Genomic DNA, 21337 nt, shown 5'->3' with positions numbered 1-21337 from the left:
CATCACCTAGTATGACAATTGTCCTCTATAGACTTTTTCACACCTTCCTATTTCTTCAAATCTACCAGTCTTACCATAAAATCTTAGTAGAATCACATCTCCATCTTGACCTCTTCTTGACTTATTTAAAAATAATAATCTGTATTCTTTTTGTAAATCTTTCATATCAAACTGAATATACTCTCTTTCAGTAGTCTTTTTTAGCTTATTATATTTTAGTCTATATGGTTTTAAAAAGAATTTTTTATTATTTGAATCTAATTCTAAATCATTAACTACTTTTCTCATAAGCATTAATAATCCACACACATTCTTTACCGCTTTAGCTTCTGCTAAATCTGAAGCTGATAAGTAAGAACTTTTATTCTCTTGAGCCGTTACTAATTGCATAGATAGAAGTGTTATTACATTGTATTTATTTCCAAAGTTATCTAGTAATTTAGAGTTTTCTATTAACCTTCCTGTATAATTTGCATCTGATGAATTTTCTGACTTGAATGTATCAACTGCTATTACAGTAAATCCCTCATGTGCTACAAGTTCTTTACTTTTTCTTAATATCTCAGATATCTCAAACTCTTCCATATATATAAATTTTAAACTTTCTTCAAATCCTCTGTCTTTTAAGAACATTTCTATCTTTTCCATAAGCTCTTCTTCAAACTCTGTGAAGTCTCCATTGTCAATTTTATTTCTATCTAAATCATGATAATTAAATATGTTGTATGCTATAAATGACACTAACATACTTTTAAAATATTGAGATTTTTGTTCATTCGCAAATATAACTACTTTTTCACCCTGATATATCATAGCTAATATATAATTAAAGAACAATAATGTAGTTTTTCCTATTCCTGAAAATCCAGATATTATATTTATACCCCCACCTTTACCAAGTCCATTAGTTCTATTTGATAATATTGGTAAACTATATATATACTTAAGTTCTTCATTATCACTTAACCCTATTTCTTTTTCATTATATTCAAAGATGATATTATAAGACGTTCCTGCTTCAGTTTTTTGTTTTAATTTTTCTCTATCATCTTTGGTAAGTAAAAGATTTTCTACCTTCATATTATTTTTTATGGAATTTACACTACATGAAGATATTAGACCCTCATAAAATTCTTCAACTTCTCTACAACTCATAGATTGGAATAATTCAAATGGAATAAATTTTAATTCATTATGATCCATCTCTTTTGTTATATTAAAACCTCTTTTATTTAAAGCGATTAATAGATTGCTTTTAGCCAAATCATCAATATATGCTGATATATTAGTTTCTTTTCCATACTCTATAGCAGATGATAAGCTATTCCAACCACCATACTTTTCATATTCAGATTTGAGTTTATTTGAAGATACAAATTTAGCCACACTCGCTTCATCGAGTTCACTATGAGTTTTAGACATTGTTCTTCCTAATGAGAAAAAGAATTTTACTTTATCTATTATGAAGTCATTTTCACTAATTTTATATTCACTAAAAAGAGTTAATGATTTTAGCATTGTTCCTAAAACTAAAGTTTCTATAATACCTCTATCCTTTGTTATTTTTTCATATGCACTCATTAAGTCACCTCTTTAATTTTTTCAAATAAACTTTTTCTTTTATTAGTAAGTACCTTTTTCGGAGCAATTACTTCATAATATTTTTCACTTTCTTTGTATATCTTTTCATTTTCTCTTTCATCTTTTATTTGCTTATTTCTAATTGTTATATCTCTAATACAACCTTTTAATATAGTAAATACATAGCATAATTTAGGATATTCTTCTTCTATATCTTTTCTGTAGTTAAGCAATTCTATGATTTCATCTTTTTTTTCAAGCATACAGTCATATAATTCTTCTCTTGTATAACCACTTTTTATTATCTCTTGTAACATCTTATTTTTTTGATTACTTATAACTGTATAGCCGATAATATAATCTATACCAAGCTGACATTGTTTCCAGAAATATATGTCCTGCTGCTCTTTTCTATATTCCTGTTCATTACAGTAATATCTATTCTGCTTATTTCCACCAGATGTAATATGTTCTACTTTATAAGCATCTTTTGTATCTAATTTTTTCTTACAAACCTTACACTTACAATTCAAACTTTCCCCTCCTTATGCTATGTATTTATTGCTACCTCATTTAAGAGGTAGCATTTTTTTTACTTACACTCTACTTTTCTTAACTGTTGTATTTTCTTCTTCAGATTTGCCTTTTGATTTGTTTGTTAGAGAATTACCATCATCGTCTTCCTCAAATGATAATGCTAGTACTGATTGAACTGCATATCTTCTTAAGTAAGTTTCTAATGCCCCTCTAGCTTGTATATCATTAGTCTTAGCTGGTTTAAATGGTGCAGAATTTGATTCTATGTATTCTCCTGATGAATGTTTAAGTTTAGTTTTTATATAGACTTTATCATTACCTGCATCTTCTGCTGACTGCATTAGTATTAAATCATGTTTTGCTAATAATGGATTTACTACTTTAAGAATTGTATCCAGATTTGCATATTTAGACCTAAAAAATGGATTTGTATTGTCTTTTTGAATTGACTCTATCTCTAAATGGAAAGCTATTAATGCTTTTGTTATTTCAATTTGGCTATCACTTTCTTTTAATCCTTCAATCTTATCTGAATATAAATTTGATATATTCTTTTTTATTTCCTCATTCACTACTTTTTTAATATCATCCATAATTGTAGTTTCTTTATTTTCCATTCAATCTCTCCTTTTAATAGTTTATTTAATTTATAATTTAGAATGGCACATCATCATCACTTATTTCAACTGTCTTACCATTTTTATCAATATCTCTTTGTTTTTCTTTTTCATCTTTTTCTTTTATTTTTTCTTTCATTGCTTCTATGTTTTTATCTGTAAATGGATAATTTTTATCGCTTAATATTTCATCTCCTTCTTTCAAAGGTTCGTCTCCACCTTCTATTTCTAAAAATGTAAAAGCACTTTTTTTGATTCTTGAACCGAAGCCAGCCGATTTACTTGTAATTATAGATTTTACTGTACCTTCAAGAAGACCAACATCTCCCACCTTATATAAACTTTTAAATCCTTCTATCATATCTTTGTTATGTATTCTAAATGTCAGATTGCAACCTTGCTTACCATACTTATTAATTAGACCCTTAATCTCTAAGTACTCACCTAAGTCATCTTTTTTTTCTTCTATATTTTCAATTAATGTATATGCTCTCCAAACTTGACTTGCCTTTATTGGTTTTACTATTTCTCCCTTGTCATCAAGTGGATTATCTTTGTCATCATATTTTTCTCTGTTGCAAAAAGTTCCTGATATCTGGAATCTCTCTTTCTTTTCACCATCTTTATAGTATAAGTTATTATCTAATGAACAAACACATCTAACTATATCTCCTTTTCCATTTTCTGCTCTAGTTTTTATTTCATTAGCGATTGTCTCTATCCCTAAAAACATTTGATTTGGTGAGCCATCTGACTTAAACATTGATGTAAAGTAGTCTACATTCACTGATTCATTTGGTGCCGTTTCAACTTTTAAAGTAAATCTTATTGCTTCTTGGCCAGTTCCTTCATTCATTCTAGCTATATTTAATATATCTAAAACTTCTCCTGATACAAATACTTGATTATAGTTTATTCTTTTTTCTGCCATTCACACTTCTCCTTTATATTTAAAATTTAATTGCTAACAAAACTTATTACATCATTAAGTCTTTATATTTTGGTAATGTTTTAAAAAAATCACATAAGAATCTCCATTCTTCCATTTTATGATTTTCTCTTTGACTTATCATAGATTTTATTTGTAGATAATTTAATGTAACTCTTGCAGTTAACATTAAACCAGATGGACAATTTGATATTATTATTTTCCAAAGATTTTCTTTTGTGGCTTCGACTTTTTCTCCATTTCTGAGAATAATATTATTAGAGTTATTCAATTTCAATTTTTCAAAGTTATTATACTCATGAATTAACTCACTTAGAAAACTTATTGTATTTTTATCAACATATTTATTACACATATCATTAAGATTAAATTTAGATAATCTATGCATTTTACTTTGACTTGAAACATAATCATTATGATGATATCTGTCCCATTGTCTCCACATATATTCTGACCATTGTAAATCCATTTGGACTATTATCCCTTTAGAAAAGCAATCATGACCTGAACCTTGTTTTGATTTGCCTAATTGATTTGCTCGTTTTAAATATTTTTCTGAAATGTTTACTTTTTTCATATCTATTACCTGTTGTTCATACATCGGATAACCACTTGCAATTATACTTTCTTTAATTCCATAAACATACACGTTTGAAACATCAATAATTCCTGGCATTTTTATTCCACTTACATTCAATTTATCAACTCCTAACTTTCTACTATAATATAGCCTTCTTTGTAATGTCTTCCCATATTGTTCACCCTTTTATAATACTTATAATTATTCTCTCCATCTAATCTTGGTACAAATACATCTATAGCATTAGAGTTGCTAAAATATTTGTTAGAGCCTCTATCTTTAACAAGTTTTAAATTTCCATCAACTAATATTTTAGTTCCAAATTTAAGATGATTATTGGCCACAAAACCATATTGTAAATTTTCTCCTGTAGCCGTCACAGCTCCATACTTACTATTTTCACAATTTAAAGAAGTATAATAACTTACTTCTCATGTCACAGGAATTAGTTTTTCTATTTTTATTCCTAGTTCTTTTTCTAAATTAATTCTTTTAATTTCTAATTTATATTCAGAACTATTCTTATATTTTTCCCATTCATTTTTATACATTAAATTAATATTCCTTGCTGTACCTGCCATAAGTTCCTTATTCATGTTATTATTAACAACATCTTCTGTATTGGCAAATACATGTATTGTACTACCAGCTATTAAAGCTCCTGTTATTAGCATGTTCTTACACCTCATAGATACCCCCTAATAATATTAAAATTATCATTTTAATTACTTTTTTATCCAACAATAATATCTTTTCTTTATTTTTACCTTCTCTATTTTATCTGTAGCTATATTGTATAATATACCTTCTAAGTTCTCAATAGTTTTTTTACATTTTTAGAATTTATATATTTCTCTTTTAACCCTTTATTATTTCTTATATTCATAATATCATTTATATACTGTATATCATTAGATATTCTCATCAAACTCGTAAGAAAATAAACAGAATAGCTTCTAGGAATTCTTCTCCTAATAACTAAATCTATAGCTGTTTTAGCAGCATTATAACTTTTTAAATGAGTATGACCTTCTTCAAATTTTTTATTTGTATTGTAGACAATATATCCAGTTTTAGATTTGATAATAATATATTCTTTTTTCTCATATATTTTATTTGTATCCATTATAAATCCTCGATTTTACGCCATATCATTTCTAACTTTCCATGTTTTCTATTTAATCTTCTTCTAATTTCATATGCAGATTTAATTTCTTCTTTTACATTTTGCCACTTCTCTAAAACTTCTTCATACTCTTTATTCTCTTTTTGCAAAAAGAGTATTTCTTCATTTAATTCATCAATTTTCATACTTAATTCTCTATTTTTTTCTAATAAATCATAGTGTCTTTGTTCATCTATAATTATTGAAATCACTACCTTTCACCTGCCTCTTATATGCCATTTTGAGATTGTAATGTACAAATATAAACAGTATTTTATACAAAGCCTTAGGAAGCCATATACGAGGTCATATTTTTAATTTTCTATTTTCCAATATTCTTGAATCCACCATTCTGTCTCTGTATGACTTTTAATCCATTTTCCATTTACTTTTTTACTTTTAGCTTTTTCTTTAGTTGATTTTAAATATATTAAATCATAAATTCCAATTTTATTATCCTCGAAAATAGCTTTATTTACTTTGAAAATTTTTGTATTACCTGAATTTATATTATACAATGTGACTTTAGGAGAGTATTTAGTATCTATATCTATTACTAAACAATATCTTGGATTTGAATTACTATCTTTTATGTCACACGAACCCACAAATTCAAAATAAGCTTGTATTTTTTCATTGATTGGTATATCAGTATTTTCAATTTGACTTTCGAGATATGAACATAATTTTTTTGTATCAACTTCTTTAAATATTTTTTCTGTTTCTTTATTAGAATATTTCCTCATAATTTCCATCTTGCATGGTAAACTATCTTTTTTAAATTGTTTTTTACTATATATTGAGTTATAGATATCATAAGTTTCTAAAAGTTTGTTGGACTTTCCAAATTCCTCAAAGAAATCTAATTTAATTAGTATAGATAATTGTTTAGAGTTTATATGTCCTTGTAAGTCATTCAATAGCTCTAAAAATGAATCATATTTATTATCTTTAAGAGAATATAGATATTCTCCTATATCAGAATTTAAAAATTTAATGGATTCAATTCCCTTGTAAATACTATTTTTATCTCTATTAAAGAAGTATTCAGATTTTGAGAATCTAAATTTAGGATTTTCTAACTTAATACCAAAATACTTTATTTCATCTGTTAATTTTCTTGTTCTTTCTGTATCTTCATTATATAAGTTGAATGCTACAGTATAATATTCTAATGGATAATGTGACTTAAGGTATGCACAATATAAGCTGTCATATGCGTATGAAAGACTATGTGAAGCATTAAAGGAATACGAGGCGGCATCATTTACAACTTGCCATGTGTCCTCGAAATTATTTTCAGTTCCGACTTTTTTAATCCAGTTATTTTTTAGTTTAGTATGCAATTCTTTTAACTCTTTTTCTTTAAATTTCTTTTTTGCTACTTTCTTTATAATATCATAGCTCTCGGATTCCTCTATCCCTAACCATATTAGATACTTCATTATAGACTCTTGATACATAAGGTAATGGTAACTATCCTCTAATAATATATCTAGTTCTTTAACATTAGTTGTATATGGCTTTCTTTTAATGAAATTGTCTAATAAAGATGTGAAACCTGGTCTAATGCTCGCTACAAACGCACTTGTTTCAGCCACACTTGATATTTTGTATTTAGATGCTAGGTTTGTCGCATAGTCTGAGTCTACTTGATTTATAGTACAAGTTAATTTATTCTTGTATATCTCATAGGTTTTACTATTTAATAAACTATTCAGTTCTTCAATTGTAGGAATATTAATATTTGCTAATTCACAAGTTTTTCTGATTAGTGACCATACTTTCACTGTTAAATAATCATTTTTTAAATACTTATACTTATCACAATAATATCCATCTATATTACAACATATCCCATCCTTAGTTTTTAATAGTCCTACTTCTTCATCTATTGGTTTATCATATATAAGCATAGAACAGGGTGAGAAGGAAATGCTTTCTACAACTCCTACAAATACCTTTGATTCCTTTATTATATCTCTCCAAGAATCATCATTTATATATTTATCTAGGTTTTTAGCCACTTCATCATACTCTGATAATTTCATATCATTTGCTTTACACCATAATCTAAATGCTGATGCATCTTGTAACGGCTTATAACTTATCATCCAAGCACAATTTTCTTCTCCCAGCAAGTCTCTAGTTGCTTGTATAAATGGTTCTGCATCTTCAGCATTTAAATCTATATCTGGTAAAGATTTTGCTGATAGTATTCTTTCAACACTCATAAATCTAGTAGGGAATAATGGTACTGGAGCATTTAATCTATCTATTTCAGTAAGCCCTAAAAGGTTAGTTATTATAAATGAAGGTGCTGAACCTCTCCCCGTTTTAGTAAGAAGACCATTATATTCTTGTTTGGCTCTTTGAACTATTTTATAATCTATAATAAAGTAATCCTCCATATGGGTTTCCTCTATAATATCAAATTCATATCTTATAGCATCTAAGTATTCATTCCATCTATTTTTAGATATATTTTTTCTTTTCTCTAACCATTCTTTATTTAATATCTCTTTCAGTTCTTTATTTGGATTTTTAGATATTGATGGCAACTTTATATCTTCATTTATTAATGTGATTTCTTCGCATCCATCAAATATTAGAGTATTTTTTAATGCTATTTCAACTTCTTGCCTTGTTAATACATTTTGTTTTTCATATCTTTTAAATATATCATCTGAATTTGGATAATCTAAAATAAATCCATCTTCTTCAGGATAATTTATACCTTTAGCTTTAAGAAATTTAGTTCTATATTTTGATTCTTCTGGATAAATATAATGGCTATCACTGGCATGTATTATATCTATATTATATTTGTTACTTAACTCTAAAACATCTTTGTTATGTAAAGCTTGAGTTTTATGAGGGTGGGATTGCACTTCAAGAAAGAAATTACCTTTGAAATGACTCTTTAGTTTTATTATTAGTTCTTCTCTATTTTCAAGTTTTAATACTCCAGCTACACATGCAGTAGTAATAACCACATCCTCTGGTTTAAATATCTCAAATAGTATCTTTTCATCTATTCTAGGTTTATAGTAATACCCATTTGTATTAGCTAAACTTAAAGCTTTATTTATTTGCTTATAGCCACTATTATTTTTAGCAATTATTATTAGATGATAATTTCCTCTATCTTTCTCATTTATATTATTTACATAGTAAAATTCTGCTCCAACAATCATTTTTAAATTGCTTTTATCACATAAAGTTTTTGCTTCATGTACATTTCCTTGATATCCATGTTCTGTTGTAAAATATGTAGTATGGCCAAGCTCTATTGCCCTATCTATATATTGTTGTGGCTTGGTAATTACATCTAAGGTTCTAATATTTGAGTATATTTTATGGCTATGATAATTATTATATCTCAATTAATCACCTCTACCTCAAAGTCTCTTTTAACAAATTCTATCTCCACTTAAATATTTTAATGTTTTTTATTCTTTTTCCATTCACTAAATCTTCTATTCATTTTGAAATTTTCAAATTCATAATCTAAAAATTTCTTTTTTTTGAATTGCTCCTTTAGAAATTTATTTGTGAATTCTTTTTTAGTCAAATCAATCACCTCCAAAGAGGGAAAGATATCCCTCTTACTTATATAATACTATCTGATTTTCTTTTAATGATTTTTGAACCTCTATAACTCTTTGATTTGATGAGCCTCTATATTTTAATGAAATGTCTCTTTTTGAAATGTCAAATTTACCATCTATTAAAACATCAATATAATCTAAAAATATTTTTCTTGATAGATCTCTTAATATTTCTTCAAACAAGTAACCTGACCAAAGCCAGATATTTTTATTCGTCTCTATTTTAACTCTTTTTAAAAAATCAATTAAATCATTATCCTTTATTTGTTGCAATGGTTCTCCACCTAATATATTTAAACCTACTATATTATCATTTTTTAGATATGAAATAATCTTATCTTCCACTTTATTAGACCATACATCTCCGTAATTAAAATCTTGTAAATCTTTATTAAAACATCCCTTACAATTATGGGTACATCCAGATACAAAGAGTGTTGTTCTTACTCCTGGTGCATTTGATACATCAAACTTTCTTATTTCAGCATATTTCATTATTCATAACCCTTTCTTATAAATGAAGTACTCTGTCTCCTATTTCTTGAGTACGACCTTTATTCCAAAAGTTAGTTCCTATATAACCACAAGTCCTTCTCATAACCTGCATTTCAGTCTCATCTCTATTTCCGCATGATGGACAATACCAAGTTAAATTTTCATCTAGTTTTATTTCTCCAGTGTATCCACACTTATAACATATGTCTGGCTTTGTATTTATCTCTGCATATTGAATATTATGATATATGTAATTTATGATTTGTTCAACTGCTTCAAGATTTCTGCTCATATCAGGAACTTCCACATATGAAATACATCCCCCTGAACTTATACTATGAAACTGAGATTCAAATTTTAATTTACTAAAAGCATCTATTTCTTCACAAACATGAACATGATAACTATTTGTATAATATAATTTATCTGTTACATTTTCTATTTCCCCAAACTTTTGTTTATCTATCCTACAAAACCTATATACTAAATTTTCTGCAGGAGACCCATATAAACCAAATCCTAATTTAGTTTCCTCTTTCCATTCCTCACATTTATTTTTCATGTATTTCATAACATCTAATGCAAATTTTTCTCCTTCTTCTTCTGTATGACTTATACCTAGCATAACTTGAACCATTTCATATATTCCTACATATCCAAGGCTTAAAGTTGAGTATCCATTTTCTAAAAGTCTATCTATCTTCTCTCCTTTTTCAAGTCTAGCTATAGCTCCATGTTGCCAATGTATAGGTGATACATCTGAGAGTGTTCCTTTTAGCATGTTATGTCTAGTTAAAAGAGCTTCTTTGCACAATTCTAATCTTTGATCTAATATCTTCCAAAATAAATTCATATTCTTATCAGCTACTATTGCAATTTGAGGTAAATTTAAAGATATTACACCTTGATTGAATCTTCCATACCATTTATAATTTTCATTTTTATCTTTATATGTGCTAAGATGACTTCTACACCCCATAGGTGGGAATGTATTTCCTTCATAATTAGTACGCATAATTTTAGCTGATTGATAATCCAAGTAATCCTATATTTCTATAGGTTCTGACTATATTATATTCTTATATTCTATTAACAAATATAAGAACCCTCGCACTTCCAGTCGGGATTTCCACCCATTTACCTGTACTCTACTTGCTTCTCCCCATAGATATTTCTTCTATGTTCTGCTTTCGATAGTCGATTGAGTTTTTATTGTATAAAATATCTTCCATGTATTTAAGTAAAGTCTATTTTCTTGAACTGATTGATATAATGAAGTTGATTTTCCTTCAAAATATTCGTTAGCTAATTGTACTAAAGAGTCACACTCTATTATTGTTTTATCAAATATATTAACAGCCATAACTGGATATATGTCATCTTTGTTTTTAGCATTTATATTCATAGGAACAAATCTAACATTCCCTATCTCATACCCTTTAGAATTATCTATCCTATCTATGCTAAGATTATTTTCTCCATATATTTTATATGATTGTTTATACTCTTCAAAGCAAAATCTAGCATATTCTGTATAGTCTTTAAATTTAAATTTACCATTATATCTTTCATAATCTTTTGAGTTTGGATTGCAGCATCTTTCTTTTGCATATCTATAAAAACTTCTAAACTATCTAAGATTTTTATCCCCTATTTCTTCTCTTATAATATCATTATAATATTTAGAACAAGCCTCAGTATGTAATGTTTTACCTTCATTTAGCTGTCTTCTTATAGAATTCAATATATTAGTTTTTATAGCCCCACATTCACAACATTTATAAGTACATTCATATTCATCTATACTTATTATTTCAATTCCATACTCTTGATATTTTTCTTTTAAATCTTTATACATGGTCTTATTTTTTCTCACTTTAATATCCTCCAAACTATATTTTAGAAGATATATTACACAATAACTTACCACAGGATTAGCATATCTAATTTTAGACTTAGCTTTCCCTGTTAGCACAATCATTCGTCATCATTTACTATGACTACTATACGTTGATTGCACACCCTATGTTTATAGGTTCACGAGGTTATTCGAAATACATTTCTGTATTAAGTCCCAATTATCTCTTAGGAACTAACCTTTTGGTTGTGCATTCAGCAGCTAATTTTGTGATGTAGTCATATTTGCCACCTTCTAAACAATTATCCTCATCAAGAAGATAAACTAGTTTAGGGAAAGCCTCCCCTATTTCTTGTCCTTTGTAATTTTTCATTCCTTCTAATCTTTGTTTTATCATTTCCTCACAAATAAGAGCCATCTCTTCTTCGTATTCATTTCCACTTTCTACTTCAAGATAAATTGTTGCAAATGGTGCTTGCACACCCAAATTATATTTCTATAACCACAGACTATCTCTTTACCATATTAGTTAAACTAACTTAGGTAGATGGCACTTCCCATATAAGAATTTCACTTATATAGTACATTCTTCATAATCCCAAAAGGATTGTATGAATTAGTCGTTACACCTTCAAAGAAATTTCTTTCTAAGCTTGGCTCGGTATTGACATAGTTAAAATAGTTTTATAAATACTTCCATCTAAATCCTGCAAATTTCTTTCGTTGGCCTTTACAAACTTTATTTAAATTTCCACTTTTCTTTCCTTTATAAAAAATCTCTGCTTCTGCAACACTATTAAAAATTTCTCCAGTATCAATATTTTTTACAGGTATGTTTTTAATTCTACTTACTGAATTTGGCTCTATAATCTCTCCTTTAGCATCTAGATATCTATAAATATTATTGAACCCCTACATACTGCACAAATGTGAGATAAATTAATGTTCTCTTTTAATGCACAAAGACTAGCACTTTCATATATATTTCCAGTTGTAATATTTTTAACTCTTTTAGAGGTTTTATTAAGAACTCCTTTTTTCCCATACATATGATTTAATTTGCCCATTTGAGAATTTGATATTTTCATCTTAACATCTTCAGTCAAAAACGAATTTTTCCCTCCGCCTTTTAAATTATATCCATTTTGAGTAGTAAGACTTTTATATTTTTTTATATAATAACTTTCTCTTTCATTTAAATCTTCAATATTAGAGGCTACATATAAAATTTCCCACTTGAAATTTTCTTTTCCATACTTATTTATAGCATTAGAAAAAGCATACCTATATCCATACTTATAACTATTTTCATGTTGTCTTTTTCTTGTTTTTAAATCTAATATAGTTTGACCTATATATATTTTATTGTTTATCAAATTAGTAACTTTATATATTATCATAAAACACCTATCTTAACCTTAGTTTTCACCGATAGCAGCTTATTTAAGCCACACCCTGTATTTACAGGTTCACCACCTCATAATCTATAATGTTTCCACTATAGACGGCCAAGTCGACCATTCGTTGTCATCAAAGTTGAAAGCTGGTATCTAATCGTTTGAACTCCTGCTTTTAAATCATCTAATTTTCTATCATCAGCCAATTCTTTAGCTAAATTTTCGTCTTTATATTTATCTAAATATTTCTTATAGTATTTATCATATGTTTTTCTTAGATAAGGTGCTAAATGCTTTACTGTGATACTCTGCCCACCATATTGATTACTAGCCACTTGAGCCATTATTTGAGTAGTTACAGTACAAGCAGTACTAAATGACTTTGGAGATTCTACTAATTTTTCATTTATTACTGTTCCATTATCTAACATATCTTGAATATTTATTAAGCAACAATTAAATATTGATTGTAATGTATAATCCATGTCATGCCAGTGTATAACTCCTTCATCATGAGCTTGAACTATATGAGGTGGTATCAATTTTCTTCTAGTTATATCTTTAGAAACCTCTCCAGCAATTAAATCTCTTTGAGTTGATGCGATTATTGAATTTTTATTTGAATTTTCTCTTAAAATATCCTCATTCGTCTTGCTTATTAAACCTAATATGCTTTCATCTGTTGTATTAATCTGTTTTTTGAACGATTGAACAGCTCTATAACCTTCATATGCTTTAGCTGTATCTTTTTGACCATAATGTATAAGTCTATCATATACAAAATCTTCTATTTGATGAATCGTAGGAATATTTTTCTTATTATTAAATTCAAATTCAGCATCATTTGCTATTAATTTTGAGATATCCTCTATGTAAATTCCACTTCCATTTTTCATTGCCTTTTCTATCGCAATCTGTATCTTTGTATTATCAAAAGGTACCTTGCTCCCATCCCTTTTAATTATTTCCATTAAATCACTCTCTTTCTAATATTTATTTTCAACCTTTAAATAATACCCTTTTTACATACATGTTATCAATAATATTCTGTTTCCATAAGTGGTAAATATTTGACTATATAAAAATTATATTATACTGGTAAGATTCTTTGAGTTGAAATTTGATATGTACTTGATTCTTTTCCTGTTGTAAACAATATAATTGCTAAAATAATACATAATGCTAAATAAATCACTTTTTTTATTATTTAATCCTCCTTACTTAAAAATTAATTTATAATATATCAATATACTGAACCATCTAAAAATTTATATCACTTTCCTTCAATATGTATTTATTAATTATTTTTATTATTGTAATCAGACCTTTATTAGTTATATCAATCTTAGTTGATATTGAGTTTTTATATGAAAAAATATGAAGTAAATGTTTATTTTCACTTTTATATATTGATATTTCTGTGTCATCTACATATTTTGTAAATTTATTTTTATTATAATTAAATCTACATATCCTTAAATAATCATCTATTTCTTTACTGATCATAAGTTCAGATTGTTTTATACACATATCTTTAAACTCATTTTTTACTCTGTCATTTTCTTTTTTTACAATTTCTTTATATCTATTTAAATCAATTTTTTGAAAAGCTATGTCTTTTATATAGTCTTCACATTTATCTATAAACCTCTTAAATATAGCTATTTTCATTGTTCCATTCACAAATGCAACTACTTCATTTCCTTCTTCTAGTTTTTTAATTTCTGTTCTAAAAATCATTTCCTCTTCATCTACACTAGCTACTATTATCATACTCATATATACACTCTCCCTTCCATTGCAAAATCTACTTTATTTTTTAATTAACATTTTTAATGTTCCTTTATTAAACCTGGCATAATTTTATTTACAGTTTTACAAGAAATCTCTAATTTAATTGTTTTTGTAGCTATACCAATTATAAATTCTTCAAGTTCTTTATTTTTTTCTAAAAATAATTGTATTGTTTTTATATCAACATCTCTTCCAGAATTATTTTCAGATAGATAATCAATCATATCATATATGCTATATATTTTTTTACACTCAATATTCCCTATTTTTTTAGATAGTTTCTTTTTAGATAACCCAGTTAAAATACCTGCATCTAAAAGAAATTGTAAACAGGTTACAAACATACCATTATTTTTATTTTTTTCTAATATATTTATTTTTTCTTTTCTGCTTGATGTACTTTTTAGTTTTTTGAAGATGTTTTTTACAAATAATGCTTCTTGCATTTTTTCCTCCTTAAATCTACTGGGTATATTATTCGTCATATCATTTATTTTATTTACTTTTTTATTACTTGAAATTTTTATTTATACATTTCTCCACATTTTTTACATTGATAAATAAATCCTATTTTCGTACTTAATTTAAATATATCTCCACCACATTCACATTTTTTTATTCTTATCATTTTCTTCTTCATATTTATACTCCTCAAAAGAAATTGTTAGCTAAATGTTGTATCTAATAATCTTGATACTTTTTTTATTTTCCAATCTACAGGCAATATTCCATTATCAATTAATTCTGATAGTAAACAATTATATTCATCAATTTTTATCATATGTCCAATTGGACAGTTTTTGCAGTGCTTAGACTTGATACAAACATATTTTATAGTATTTAAAGCAACTATAGTATTTTTTATATCATCTTGTGTTAATTCTATTTCTTTATTATCCATTTTTCATCATTCCTTTAAATTTACTAAATTTTAATATTTACAAGGCTTCTACTGCTTCTTGAAATTTTAAATCTAATACATATTTTAATAACTCTTTATCATATTTATAATTTAAATACTCATCTATAGAGGCTGTATAAGCATTTTCTTTTTTATATTTTTTTATATACCATTTTTGAAATTTAATATAATCTTGCTCTGTGAGATATTCACTTGATAAGTTCAAAAGACTTCCTTTTTTATTTAATATTTCTCTGATCATATGATTCTCCTATTTTTGATATATTCATTTCATTTACTAATGAATCTTTTTATTCTGGCACTTAACCTTATTATACTTATGACATTCTATATTTTTTCTATTTGATATAATTTCCAAAGATAATTTATAAACCAAATTTTGATTTATATTTTTCAATTTTTTAAATAAAGACAACATTTTTATTAATTCTTTATGTTTTTCATCAACCATAACTCGCCTCTTTCTTGACTTTGTATATTTTTATATTTACTTTGTTATAATTACATTGTATATCTTATACTGTACAATGTCAATATATTTTATACTTTGTTTACCTAATACACTGAATATATTGACTTTGTCAATACCGAATTGTATAATTTAATTAATGGAGGTGATATATTGAACACAATGATATATAATCTAAAAAAATTAAGAAAAGAATTAGGATTATCACAAAAAGAATTTGGTGATAAATTAAAATTAACATCTGCGTCAATATCAAAACTTGAAAATGGAGAGAGAAATATCACTGAAAGACATATTTACCAAATATGTGAGGTTTTTAATGTAAATGAAGATTGGTTACGAAATGGAAATGGAAAAATATTTAAAAATATAGATGATATTGAATTAGCAGCAATGATGGGTAAGACATTTTCAAGTAATGATGAATTCTTGAAAAAAGTCTTTTTAACATTTGCAGAACTTACAGATGATGAAAGAGAAGTTGTACAAAAAATAATAAATAAACTAAGTAAATAGCCCTAGAAGGGCTATTTTATTTTAGATATAAAACTTTTAATTATGAGTAAAGAAGATAAATCCATTTTTTTGAGCATCTTAAGTATTTCTTCTGTAACTTGCTTTTTCATTAAATCCCCCCATATAATAAATAAAATAATTATAAAGTTAATACTTTTTACCCAATCATCTCCTCACTCTATTCCCATTTCAGGAACATTTGTTCTTAAAGAAACTAAAATCCCTCAGCATTTAGTAAAATTGAAGTTATCTGCATCTGAAATGAATATTTCATATATGTATTTTTTTAATAAATACCTACTCTATTAAAGTAGATTGCTTGATTAAATAATAAGATTTTTTTTAGAAAAGTTCAATACTAAAATCGCAAATGATAACAAAAAATACAAAAATATTAATTTTTTTCCTATTTTCCTACATAATAATATTATAACTCTTTCTCTATAAATCATCAAGAACATACATTCGATTCTTTTAAACAAATTATTTACCAAATTCTATCTCTCAATATATTTGATAAATAAAATTTTAATTCTTTTGCTTTTCTAGGAGCTACTTTAATTTTTATATTATTTTCTGTTAAATATACAAAATTATAGTTCAAATTATTAACTTGTAACAAATTTATAAGATAGCTTTTGTGACATCTAAAAAAAATCCCTTCTTTTAGCTTTTCTTCAAATATATCAAGTTTTTCATTTATTATATATTCATCTGTTTTTGTTATAACCTTTAATTTTCTTTTAACAATCTCTGCAAATAAAATATCTCTTTCTTCTATTATTATGATTTTTTTCTTTTTTTTTATATAAATAACAGCCTCTCTTTTTCTCCAATCAATAGCAAAATCAATCATTATTTTTTCAAAATTTTTGTAGTATATTGGTTTTATTAGGTATCTAAATGCATTTATTTCATATTCTTTAACAACATCTTCATTAGATTCAGTAGTAAATATAATCTTAACATTTTTATTTCTTTTTCTAATTTCTTTTGATATTTCAAATTCATTTTTATCTTCTAAGTTTAGATCCATTAAAACTAAATCTACTTTTTTAGAATCTTTTTCTAAAAGTTCTTCTACATTTTTAAATAATAAAACTTCATATTGTTTTATTTTTATTTTCTTTAAAAAAATCTTAATAAAGTCATGAATGATATCTCTTTGCATATCATCATTTTCACAAATAATTATTACCATAATAATCACTCCTCAAAATATATATTTAATAAATATTATATATTTTTGATATCTGAGTTTTGGTAATTATTGTAATTTGTTGTATTATAAATACTTTTTTTATCATTTTATGTCTGTAGAGCTAATTTTTATATTAATATAATTTTGTTAATTCTTTACTTATAAATTGTCATTCAAATATAACTTTTAAGTTATTGTTATATCCTTAAAAAATAAATTGATAAATGAGCAAGAAAATTTAGAAGAGTAAAGTTGTTATTATATTTTTATAATTAATTAAATAGATGTTAAATAGATACTGTTCATTGATTAAAACAGAAATTAATAATAACAATTAAAACAGAAATTTAAATCAATAATTAGAAAATAATAATAAGCTACTAATTATAGTAATTGCAATTAGTACAATAAAATATAAATTTTAATAATAATATGTTGTTGATGTATTGTTGTTTTTTTAGAATAAGTTTCTTAAGAAATTGAATAATTATATATTCTTATTGGAAAATTAAGTTATTAATATGTATAAAAAACTTTCTATTGTGTATATAATTTAATTAAAATAAGCATAAAAAAATAGAGCTAATATAGATTTTACACTCTTTATAGCTCTATTTAAGTATTTTATTATTTGAATACAAACACTAATAGGAGTAGTCAAAATCAATTTTTTTGAACTACTCCATATATTAAATTGCTATTGCTAAACTTCCATTCTTATTTATGCTCTGAACAATCAATGTTCTTATAAATGCTCCTGGATTACGTATCTCATTATAGTTTGTATCTTCTTCGTCAACTGTATATTTATTAAACATATAATCTAATGCTGCTAGTACTCTATTAACTCCATATTGTACTGCTAATCCAACTAAGTCATTTATAATAATATCTTTTTCTATTTCTAATTTATTTCTTAAATCTTCTTCAAATAAATTATATCTATCTAAATTTAACTGAGATAATACTTTACTATAATTAGAACTCAAGGAGCATCCTGTATCATCAAAGAATTTTAATATTTTTATTCTTACAGATTCTGTATATTTCTCTGAGATGCTTTCTTTCGTCTCATAACGCTTTGTATCTATTGTATCATTACTTATATCAAATAAAGTTTTAGTGCTTCTTAGAAAGGTATCTATACGCTTGTTTGATTTCTTTATGTACTCTGGAAGTATAGAGATAAGATTATCTTTTTTAAATCGTATTCTCTTACCTAATTTACTTCCTTTAGCATCAGCCCAAACTAATTTTTTAATTTCAAGTTTTAACTCATTTACATTTTCAAAACTTAATAGGTGATTTAAAGTATCTAATGACATAGTCAAGTAACCTTTTCCACCATCTTCTTTTTTAAGATGATTTTTGTACTCTTCATCTATGACTATATCAAATTTACCTCTTTTTATTTCTGTAGAATAAACTAATCCAACTTGTAATAATACATTATGATTATGTCTTGCTGTAACAACAGAGATATTGCATATATCAGCTATGTTTTGAAATGATATTGATTTTCTAACATAGTTTTTATTAGATACTATAAAATGATATGCTAGATATTGCTTTATAGCACTCTTACTTAAAGTAATATGTTTATTTACATTAGTTACAATCTCTATTGTACCTATTTCTGTTTCTTTTTCTGTAACATAAGAAAACTCTGATATAGTGTTTAATTTAGGACAATTTGAGCAAAAGTCATTTAATTTATTACTATCAAAAGAAGGATTATTTTTTATTGCACAAGAATTACAAGCGGAATAGTCTATTTTTTCTACTTTTCTTATAGAAGTTTTAAAAACATCTAAGATATCTTTTAATTTTGATTTTGATATTCTAGCAACTGGTTTTAATTCTTGCATATTATAATCCTCCTTTCTTAGTAATATTTCTATAAAATTATTATAACACATATGGTTACATGTTGTAAGAATGTGTAACATTAGTATTCATTTTTTTTGATTTTCATGATAGTATTTCTGCCGCAGTTATACTTTTGCTCTGCTTTTCTTATACTCAATCCATTATCTAAATCATTTTTTATTTTTTTTACCTGCTCATCATTAAATCTTTTGCTTCTCCTACCTTGCTGGACTACATAATAATTTTCATTTTCTAAAGTCTCATATTCAATTCCAGCTTTATCTAGCTTCTCTTTTTTCGAACTATCTACAATAAAGACTACTTTATCTTTATATTTAATACTCATATTGTGATAACCCCTTATATAAATATGTTTTATTTTTGTATTAATAAATTATCTACCAAATCAATAATTAAATTAGCATTTATTAAAAAGTCTAATCCTAATAAACCATTTACTTTTTCTTCTGGGTCAATCTCTCCAAAATCTAATTTTATATTTTCAAGAGTTATATCACCACAAGCAACCTTATTAACTAATTTCCTTACTGAATATTGAACAGTCCCACCATAACCAGAAGCCTTTACAATTGTATCATCATCATTAAATCCAATATCTGATTCCTCTAAATAAGAAGAAGATATTATAGTATGAGATGCTCCAGTATCAATGATCATATCTTTTACAAGGATACTTTTATTTTCAATTAAGATTTCTATATCTGTATATAATAGTCCATTTTTATATTTGAAATTTTTCATACTACAAACCTCTTCTTATACCAATATGTTTTATGATATCTATTACAAATTCTTTATTCTTGGTGTTATATACAATTTCTTTATCTTTACATCTGTTGAATTCTTTTAAAGCCTCTTTATTGTTAGGAATAACTTTTATAAGAGCTACTTCATCTACATACTCCTTTTCATTTTGTATATGCGATTCCAAAATTTCTAATTTTACAAATGAATTAGGATATAAGTTTCTAACCTCTGACCATTTCATAGAAATCAACTCCTTTATAGTATAAGAATATTATAATATTAGTGAGGTAAAATGTAAATATTACCTCATTAGTACTTATTTTGTTTTATATCTTGTATGGTTCTTGTACTACAATTCCATTTCTCAGCACATTTTCTTAAACTCATACCATTATTTAAGTCTTTTTTTATTTCACTCACATCTTCATTATTAAATCTCTTACTTCTTCTACCTTGTGTAACTACATAGTACTGCTTGTCCTTCAGGTCAATATATTTTATATTAGAGTTGTCTAATTCATTTACATTCTTTTTTTCTACAAGCACAAATTCTTTATCTTTATATTTAATACTCATAATTCTCTCCTTATATAAGATTAATTACTACGGAGTAGAGACCATTATTTTTTTATGGATTATTATTAAAAATATATTATTATAAAAATAATCTAAAAATTTTACATTTATATAAGTTTATCTTAACCAAATTAAAAGTTTTTGTCTATTTGAATTACTACGGAGTACAGACCATTATTCATATTGGAGAATAGTTATTTCAATACTTCTGAATTACTACGGAGCTGAGACCATTATTCATATTAGAGAGCAGCAATTTCAAGAGGTGTAAAAGCTGAATTTTAGAATAAAAAAAACTTTTCGACATTATTTTTATCTCAAAAAACAGCTTTTTTAGTGGTTTTTTGAATTACTACGGAGCACAGGCCATTATTTGTACTTTTTGAAAAATACCAAAAAACAATTACTACGGAGCACAGGCCATTATTCATA

The 21337-nt window shown here is 25.7% G+C and carries 28 protein-coding genes and 3 pseudogenes; 1 reads left to right on the top strand and 30 read right to left on the bottom strand.

The window, feature by feature from the left end; genetic code table 11:
• Positions 1-6: 6 nt before the first annotated feature.
• The 24 genes and pseudogenes from ACTG48_RS22010 to ACTG48_RS21895 form a co-directional block, all read right to left on the bottom strand.
• A complete protein-coding gene (locus tag ACTG48_RS22010; RefSeq protein ID WP_479918891.1) occupies positions 7-1581 on the bottom strand; it encodes a DnaB-like helicase C-terminal domain-containing protein in 1575 nt (524 codons plus the stop codon).
• Complete coding sequence (locus ACTG48_RS22005) at positions 1581-2114, bottom strand: hypothetical protein (protein ID WP_479918890.1); 534 nt, start codon at positions 2112-2114, stop codon at positions 1581-1583. Before ACTG48_RS22005 ends, ACTG48_RS22010 begins: the two co-directional genes overlap by 1 nt.
• 63 nt (positions 2115-2177) lie before the next feature.
• Positions 2178-2735, bottom strand: coding sequence for an ERF family protein (locus tag ACTG48_RS22000; RefSeq protein ID WP_167641153.1), 558 nt, complete (start codon positions 2733-2735; stop codon positions 2178-2180).
• Positions 2736-2772: 37 nt separating this feature from the next.
• Entirely contained in the window at positions 2773-3666 is an 894-nt protein-coding gene (locus ACTG48_RS21995) for a hypothetical protein (protein ID WP_479918889.1), read from the bottom strand.
• A 46-nt stretch (positions 3667-3712) separates the two neighbouring features.
• Positions 3713-4381, bottom strand: coding sequence for a hypothetical protein (locus ACTG48_RS21990; RefSeq protein WP_479918888.1), 669 nt, complete (start codon positions 4379-4381; stop codon positions 3713-3715).
• Positions 4382-4392: 11 nt separating this feature from the next.
• Positions 4393-4644 (bottom strand): hypothetical protein, encoded by a 252-nt coding sequence (locus ACTG48_RS21985; RefSeq protein WP_021383145.1) that lies wholly within the window; start codon positions 4642-4644, stop codon positions 4393-4395.
• Positions 4645-4695: 51 nt separating this feature from the next.
• Complete coding sequence (locus ACTG48_RS21980) at positions 4696-4953, bottom strand: hypothetical protein (protein WP_479918887.1); 258 nt, start codon at positions 4951-4953, stop codon at positions 4696-4698.
• Positions 4954-5072: 119 nt separating this feature from the next.
• A complete protein-coding gene (locus ACTG48_RS21975; protein WP_021383026.1) occupies positions 5073-5390 on the bottom strand; it encodes a hypothetical protein in 318 nt (105 codons plus the stop codon).
• Complete coding sequence (locus ACTG48_RS21970; RefSeq protein WP_021383111.1) at positions 5390-5641, bottom strand: hypothetical protein; 252 nt, start codon at positions 5639-5641, stop codon at positions 5390-5392. The genes ACTG48_RS21975 and ACTG48_RS21970 overlap by 1 nt, the downstream gene beginning before the upstream one ends.
• A gap of 102 nt (positions 5642-5743) precedes the next feature.
• Complete coding sequence (locus ACTG48_RS21965; RefSeq protein WP_479918886.1) at positions 5744-8815, bottom strand: PHP domain-containing protein; 3072 nt, start codon at positions 8813-8815, stop codon at positions 5744-5746.
• Positions 8816-8871: 56 nt separating this feature from the next.
• On the bottom strand, positions 8872-9003 hold the full coding sequence (locus tag ACTG48_RS21960; RefSeq protein ID WP_021383042.1) for a hypothetical protein: 132 nt from the start codon (positions 9001-9003) through the stop codon (positions 8872-8874).
• 34 nt (positions 9004-9037) lie between these two features.
• A complete protein-coding gene (gene nrdG / locus ACTG48_RS21955) occupies positions 9038-9535 on the bottom strand; it encodes an anaerobic ribonucleoside-triphosphate reductase activating protein (RefSeq protein ID WP_227825332.1) in 498 nt (165 codons plus the stop codon).
• 16 nt (positions 9536-9551) lie between these two features.
• Positions 9552-10571, bottom strand: a pseudogene (nrdD, locus tag ACTG48_RS21950) (anaerobic ribonucleoside-triphosphate reductase); the annotation flags it as partial.
• A 141-nt stretch (positions 10572-10712) separates the two neighbouring features.
• On the bottom strand, positions 10713-10940 hold the full coding sequence (locus tag ACTG48_RS21945) for a hypothetical protein (RefSeq protein WP_479918885.1): 228 nt from the start codon (positions 10938-10940) through the stop codon (positions 10713-10715).
• Positions 10941-10993: 53 nt separating this feature from the next.
• Complete coding sequence (locus tag ACTG48_RS21940; protein WP_479918884.1) at positions 10994-11146, bottom strand: hypothetical protein; 153 nt, start codon at positions 11144-11146, stop codon at positions 10994-10996.
• Between the two features lie 19 nt (positions 11147-11165).
• A complete protein-coding gene (locus ACTG48_RS21935) occupies positions 11166-11411 on the bottom strand; it encodes a hypothetical protein (protein ID WP_479918883.1) in 246 nt (81 codons plus the stop codon).
• Between the two features lie 211 nt (positions 11412-11622).
• Positions 11623-11871: pseudogene (nrdD, locus tag ACTG48_RS21930) on the bottom strand (anaerobic ribonucleoside-triphosphate reductase); the annotation flags it as partial.
• Positions 11872-12277: 406 nt separating this feature from the next.
• A complete protein-coding gene (locus tag ACTG48_RS21925; RefSeq protein ID WP_479918882.1) occupies positions 12278-12793 on the bottom strand; it encodes a GIY-YIG nuclease family protein in 516 nt (171 codons plus the stop codon).
• Positions 12794-12906: 113 nt separating this feature from the next.
• Positions 12907-13761: pseudogene (gene nrdD, locus ACTG48_RS21920) on the bottom strand (anaerobic ribonucleoside-triphosphate reductase); the annotation flags it as partial.
• 289 nt (positions 13762-14050) lie between these two features.
• On the bottom strand, positions 14051-14569 hold the full coding sequence (locus tag ACTG48_RS21915) for a hypothetical protein (protein ID WP_021383058.1): 519 nt from the start codon (positions 14567-14569) through the stop codon (positions 14051-14053).
• 53 nt (positions 14570-14622) lie between these two features.
• On the bottom strand, positions 14623-15030 hold the full coding sequence (locus tag ACTG48_RS21910; protein WP_479918881.1) for a DNA ligase: 408 nt from the start codon (positions 15028-15030) through the stop codon (positions 14623-14625).
• Between the two features lie 218 nt (positions 15031-15248).
• On the bottom strand, positions 15249-15485 hold the full coding sequence (locus ACTG48_RS21905; protein WP_021383153.1) for a hypothetical protein: 237 nt from the start codon (positions 15483-15485) through the stop codon (positions 15249-15251).
• A 37-nt stretch (positions 15486-15522) separates the two neighbouring features.
• Complete coding sequence (locus ACTG48_RS21900) at positions 15523-15747, bottom strand: hypothetical protein (RefSeq protein WP_021383150.1); 225 nt, start codon at positions 15745-15747, stop codon at positions 15523-15525.
• A 36-nt stretch (positions 15748-15783) separates the two neighbouring features.
• A complete protein-coding gene (locus tag ACTG48_RS21895; RefSeq protein ID WP_479918880.1) occupies positions 15784-15957 on the bottom strand; it encodes a hypothetical protein in 174 nt (57 codons plus the stop codon).
• Positions 15958-16137: 180 nt separating this feature from the next.
• Between ACTG48_RS21895 and ACTG48_RS21890 the strand changes: the two genes are divergently transcribed.
• Complete coding sequence (locus ACTG48_RS21890) at positions 16138-16491, top strand: helix-turn-helix domain-containing protein (RefSeq protein ID WP_044212557.1); 354 nt, start codon at positions 16138-16140, stop codon at positions 16489-16491.
• 487 nt (positions 16492-16978) lie between these two features.
• Here the strand turns inward: ACTG48_RS21890 and ACTG48_RS21885 are convergent, their stop codons facing one another.
• The 6 genes from ACTG48_RS21885 to ACTG48_RS21860 form a co-directional block, all read right to left on the bottom strand.
• The gene (locus ACTG48_RS21885) at positions 16979-17692 is read right to left on the bottom strand and encodes a LytR/AlgR family response regulator transcription factor (RefSeq protein ID WP_021383099.1); all 714 of its coding nucleotides are present in this window, start codon (positions 17690-17692) and stop codon (positions 16979-16981) included.
• A 689-nt stretch (positions 17693-18381) separates the two neighbouring features.
• Positions 18382-19560, bottom strand: coding sequence for a hypothetical protein (locus ACTG48_RS21880; protein WP_479918879.1), 1179 nt, complete (start codon positions 19558-19560; stop codon positions 18382-18384).
• 80 nt (positions 19561-19640) lie between these two features.
• Positions 19641-19907, bottom strand: a complete 267-nt coding sequence (locus tag ACTG48_RS21875; protein ID WP_167641047.1) for a helix-turn-helix domain containing protein — start codon at positions 19905-19907, stop codon at positions 19641-19643.
• 29 nt (positions 19908-19936) lie between these two features.
• Positions 19937-20323 (bottom strand): retropepsin-like aspartic protease, encoded by a 387-nt coding sequence (locus ACTG48_RS21870; RefSeq protein ID WP_021383052.1) that lies wholly within the window; start codon positions 20321-20323, stop codon positions 19937-19939.
• A 1-nt stretch (position 20324) separates the two neighbouring features.
• Positions 20325-20570: a hypothetical protein gene (locus ACTG48_RS21865; RefSeq protein ID WP_021383056.1), complete on the bottom strand. Its 246-nt coding sequence runs from the start codon at positions 20568-20570 to the stop codon at positions 20325-20327.
• A gap of 68 nt (positions 20571-20638) precedes the next feature.
• Positions 20639-20905 (bottom strand): helix-turn-helix domain containing protein, encoded by a 267-nt coding sequence (locus tag ACTG48_RS21860; RefSeq protein WP_227825339.1) that lies wholly within the window; start codon positions 20903-20905, stop codon positions 20639-20641.
• Positions 20906-21337: the final 432 nt, after the last annotated feature.

The organism is Clostridioides sp. LIBA-6822, assembly GCF_056688955.1.
The sequence above is the reverse complement of the archived record's forward strand: the minus strand, read 5'-3'. Positions and strand labels throughout refer to the sequence as shown.

Coding starts and splice junctions, on each gene's coding strand:
- ACTG48_RS21975 (WP_021383026.1), bottom strand. CDS start 5,390: ATGGATACAAATAAAATATATGAGAAAAAAGAATATATTATTATCAAA.
- ACTG48_RS21995 (WP_479918889.1), bottom strand. CDS start 3,666: ATGGCAGAAAAAAGAATAAACTATAATCAAGTATTTGTATCAGGAGAA.
- ACTG48_RS21860 (WP_227825339.1), bottom strand. CDS start 20,905: ATGAGTATTAAATATAAAGATAAAGAATTTGTGCTTGTAGAAAAAAAG.
- ACTG48_RS21915 (WP_021383058.1), bottom strand. CDS start 14,569: ATGAGTATGATAATAGTAGCTAGTGTAGATGAAGAGGAAATGATTTTT.
- ACTG48_RS21940 (WP_479918884.1), bottom strand. CDS start 11,146: ATGCAAAAGAAAGATGCTGCAATCCAAACTCAAAAGATTATGAAAGAT.
- ACTG48_RS21865 (WP_021383056.1), bottom strand. CDS start 20,570: ATGAAATGGTCAGAGGTTAGAAACTTATATCCTAATTCATTTGTAAAA.
- ACTG48_RS21900 (WP_021383150.1), bottom strand. CDS start 15,747: ATGATCAGAGAAATATTAAATAAAAAAGGAAGTCTTTTGAACTTATCA.
- ACTG48_RS21910 (WP_479918881.1), bottom strand. CDS start 15,030: ATGCAAGAAGCATTATTTGTAAAAAACATCTTCAAAAAACTAAAAAGT.
- ACTG48_RS21885 (WP_021383099.1), bottom strand. CDS start 17,692: ATGGTAATAATTATTTGTGAAAATGATGATATGCAAAGAGATATCATT.
- ACTG48_RS22000 (WP_167641153.1), bottom strand. CDS start 2,735: ATGGAAAATAAAGAAACTACAATTATGGATGATATTAAAAAAGTAGTG.
- ACTG48_RS21925 (WP_479918882.1), bottom strand. CDS start 12,793: ATGATAATATATAAAGTTACTAATTTGATAAACAATAAAATATATATA.
- ACTG48_RS21890 (WP_044212557.1), top strand. CDS start 16,138: ATGATATATAATCTAAAAAAATTAAGAAAAGAATTAGGATTATCACAA.
- nrdG (WP_227825332.1), bottom strand. CDS start 9,535: ATGAAATATGCTGAAATAAGAAAGTTTGATGTATCAAATGCACCAGGA.
- ACTG48_RS21875 (WP_167641047.1), bottom strand. CDS start 19,907: ATGAGTATTAAATATAAAGATAAAGTAGTCTTTATTGTAGATAGTTCG.
- ACTG48_RS21880 (WP_479918879.1), bottom strand. CDS start 19,560: ATGCAAGAATTAAAACCAGTTGCTAGAATATCAAAATCAAAATTAAAA.
- ACTG48_RS21945 (WP_479918885.1), bottom strand. CDS start 10,940: ATGAATATAAATGCTAAAAACAAAGATGACATATATCCAGTTATGGCT.
- ACTG48_RS21905 (WP_021383153.1), bottom strand. CDS start 15,485: ATGGATAATAAAGAAATAGAATTAACACAAGATGATATAAAAAATACT.
- ACTG48_RS21895 (WP_479918880.1), bottom strand. CDS start 15,957: ATGGTTGATGAAAAACATAAAGAATTAATAAAAATGTTGTCTTTATTT.
- ACTG48_RS21870 (WP_021383052.1), bottom strand. CDS start 20,323: ATGAAAAATTTCAAATATAAAAATGGACTATTATATACAGATATAGAA.
- ACTG48_RS22010 (WP_479918891.1), bottom strand. CDS start 1,581: ATGAGTGCATATGAAAAAATAACAAAGGATAGAGGTATTATAGAAACT.
- ACTG48_RS21980 (WP_479918887.1), bottom strand. CDS start 4,953: ATGAGGTGTAAGAACATGCTAATAACAGGAGCTTTAATAGCTGGTAGT.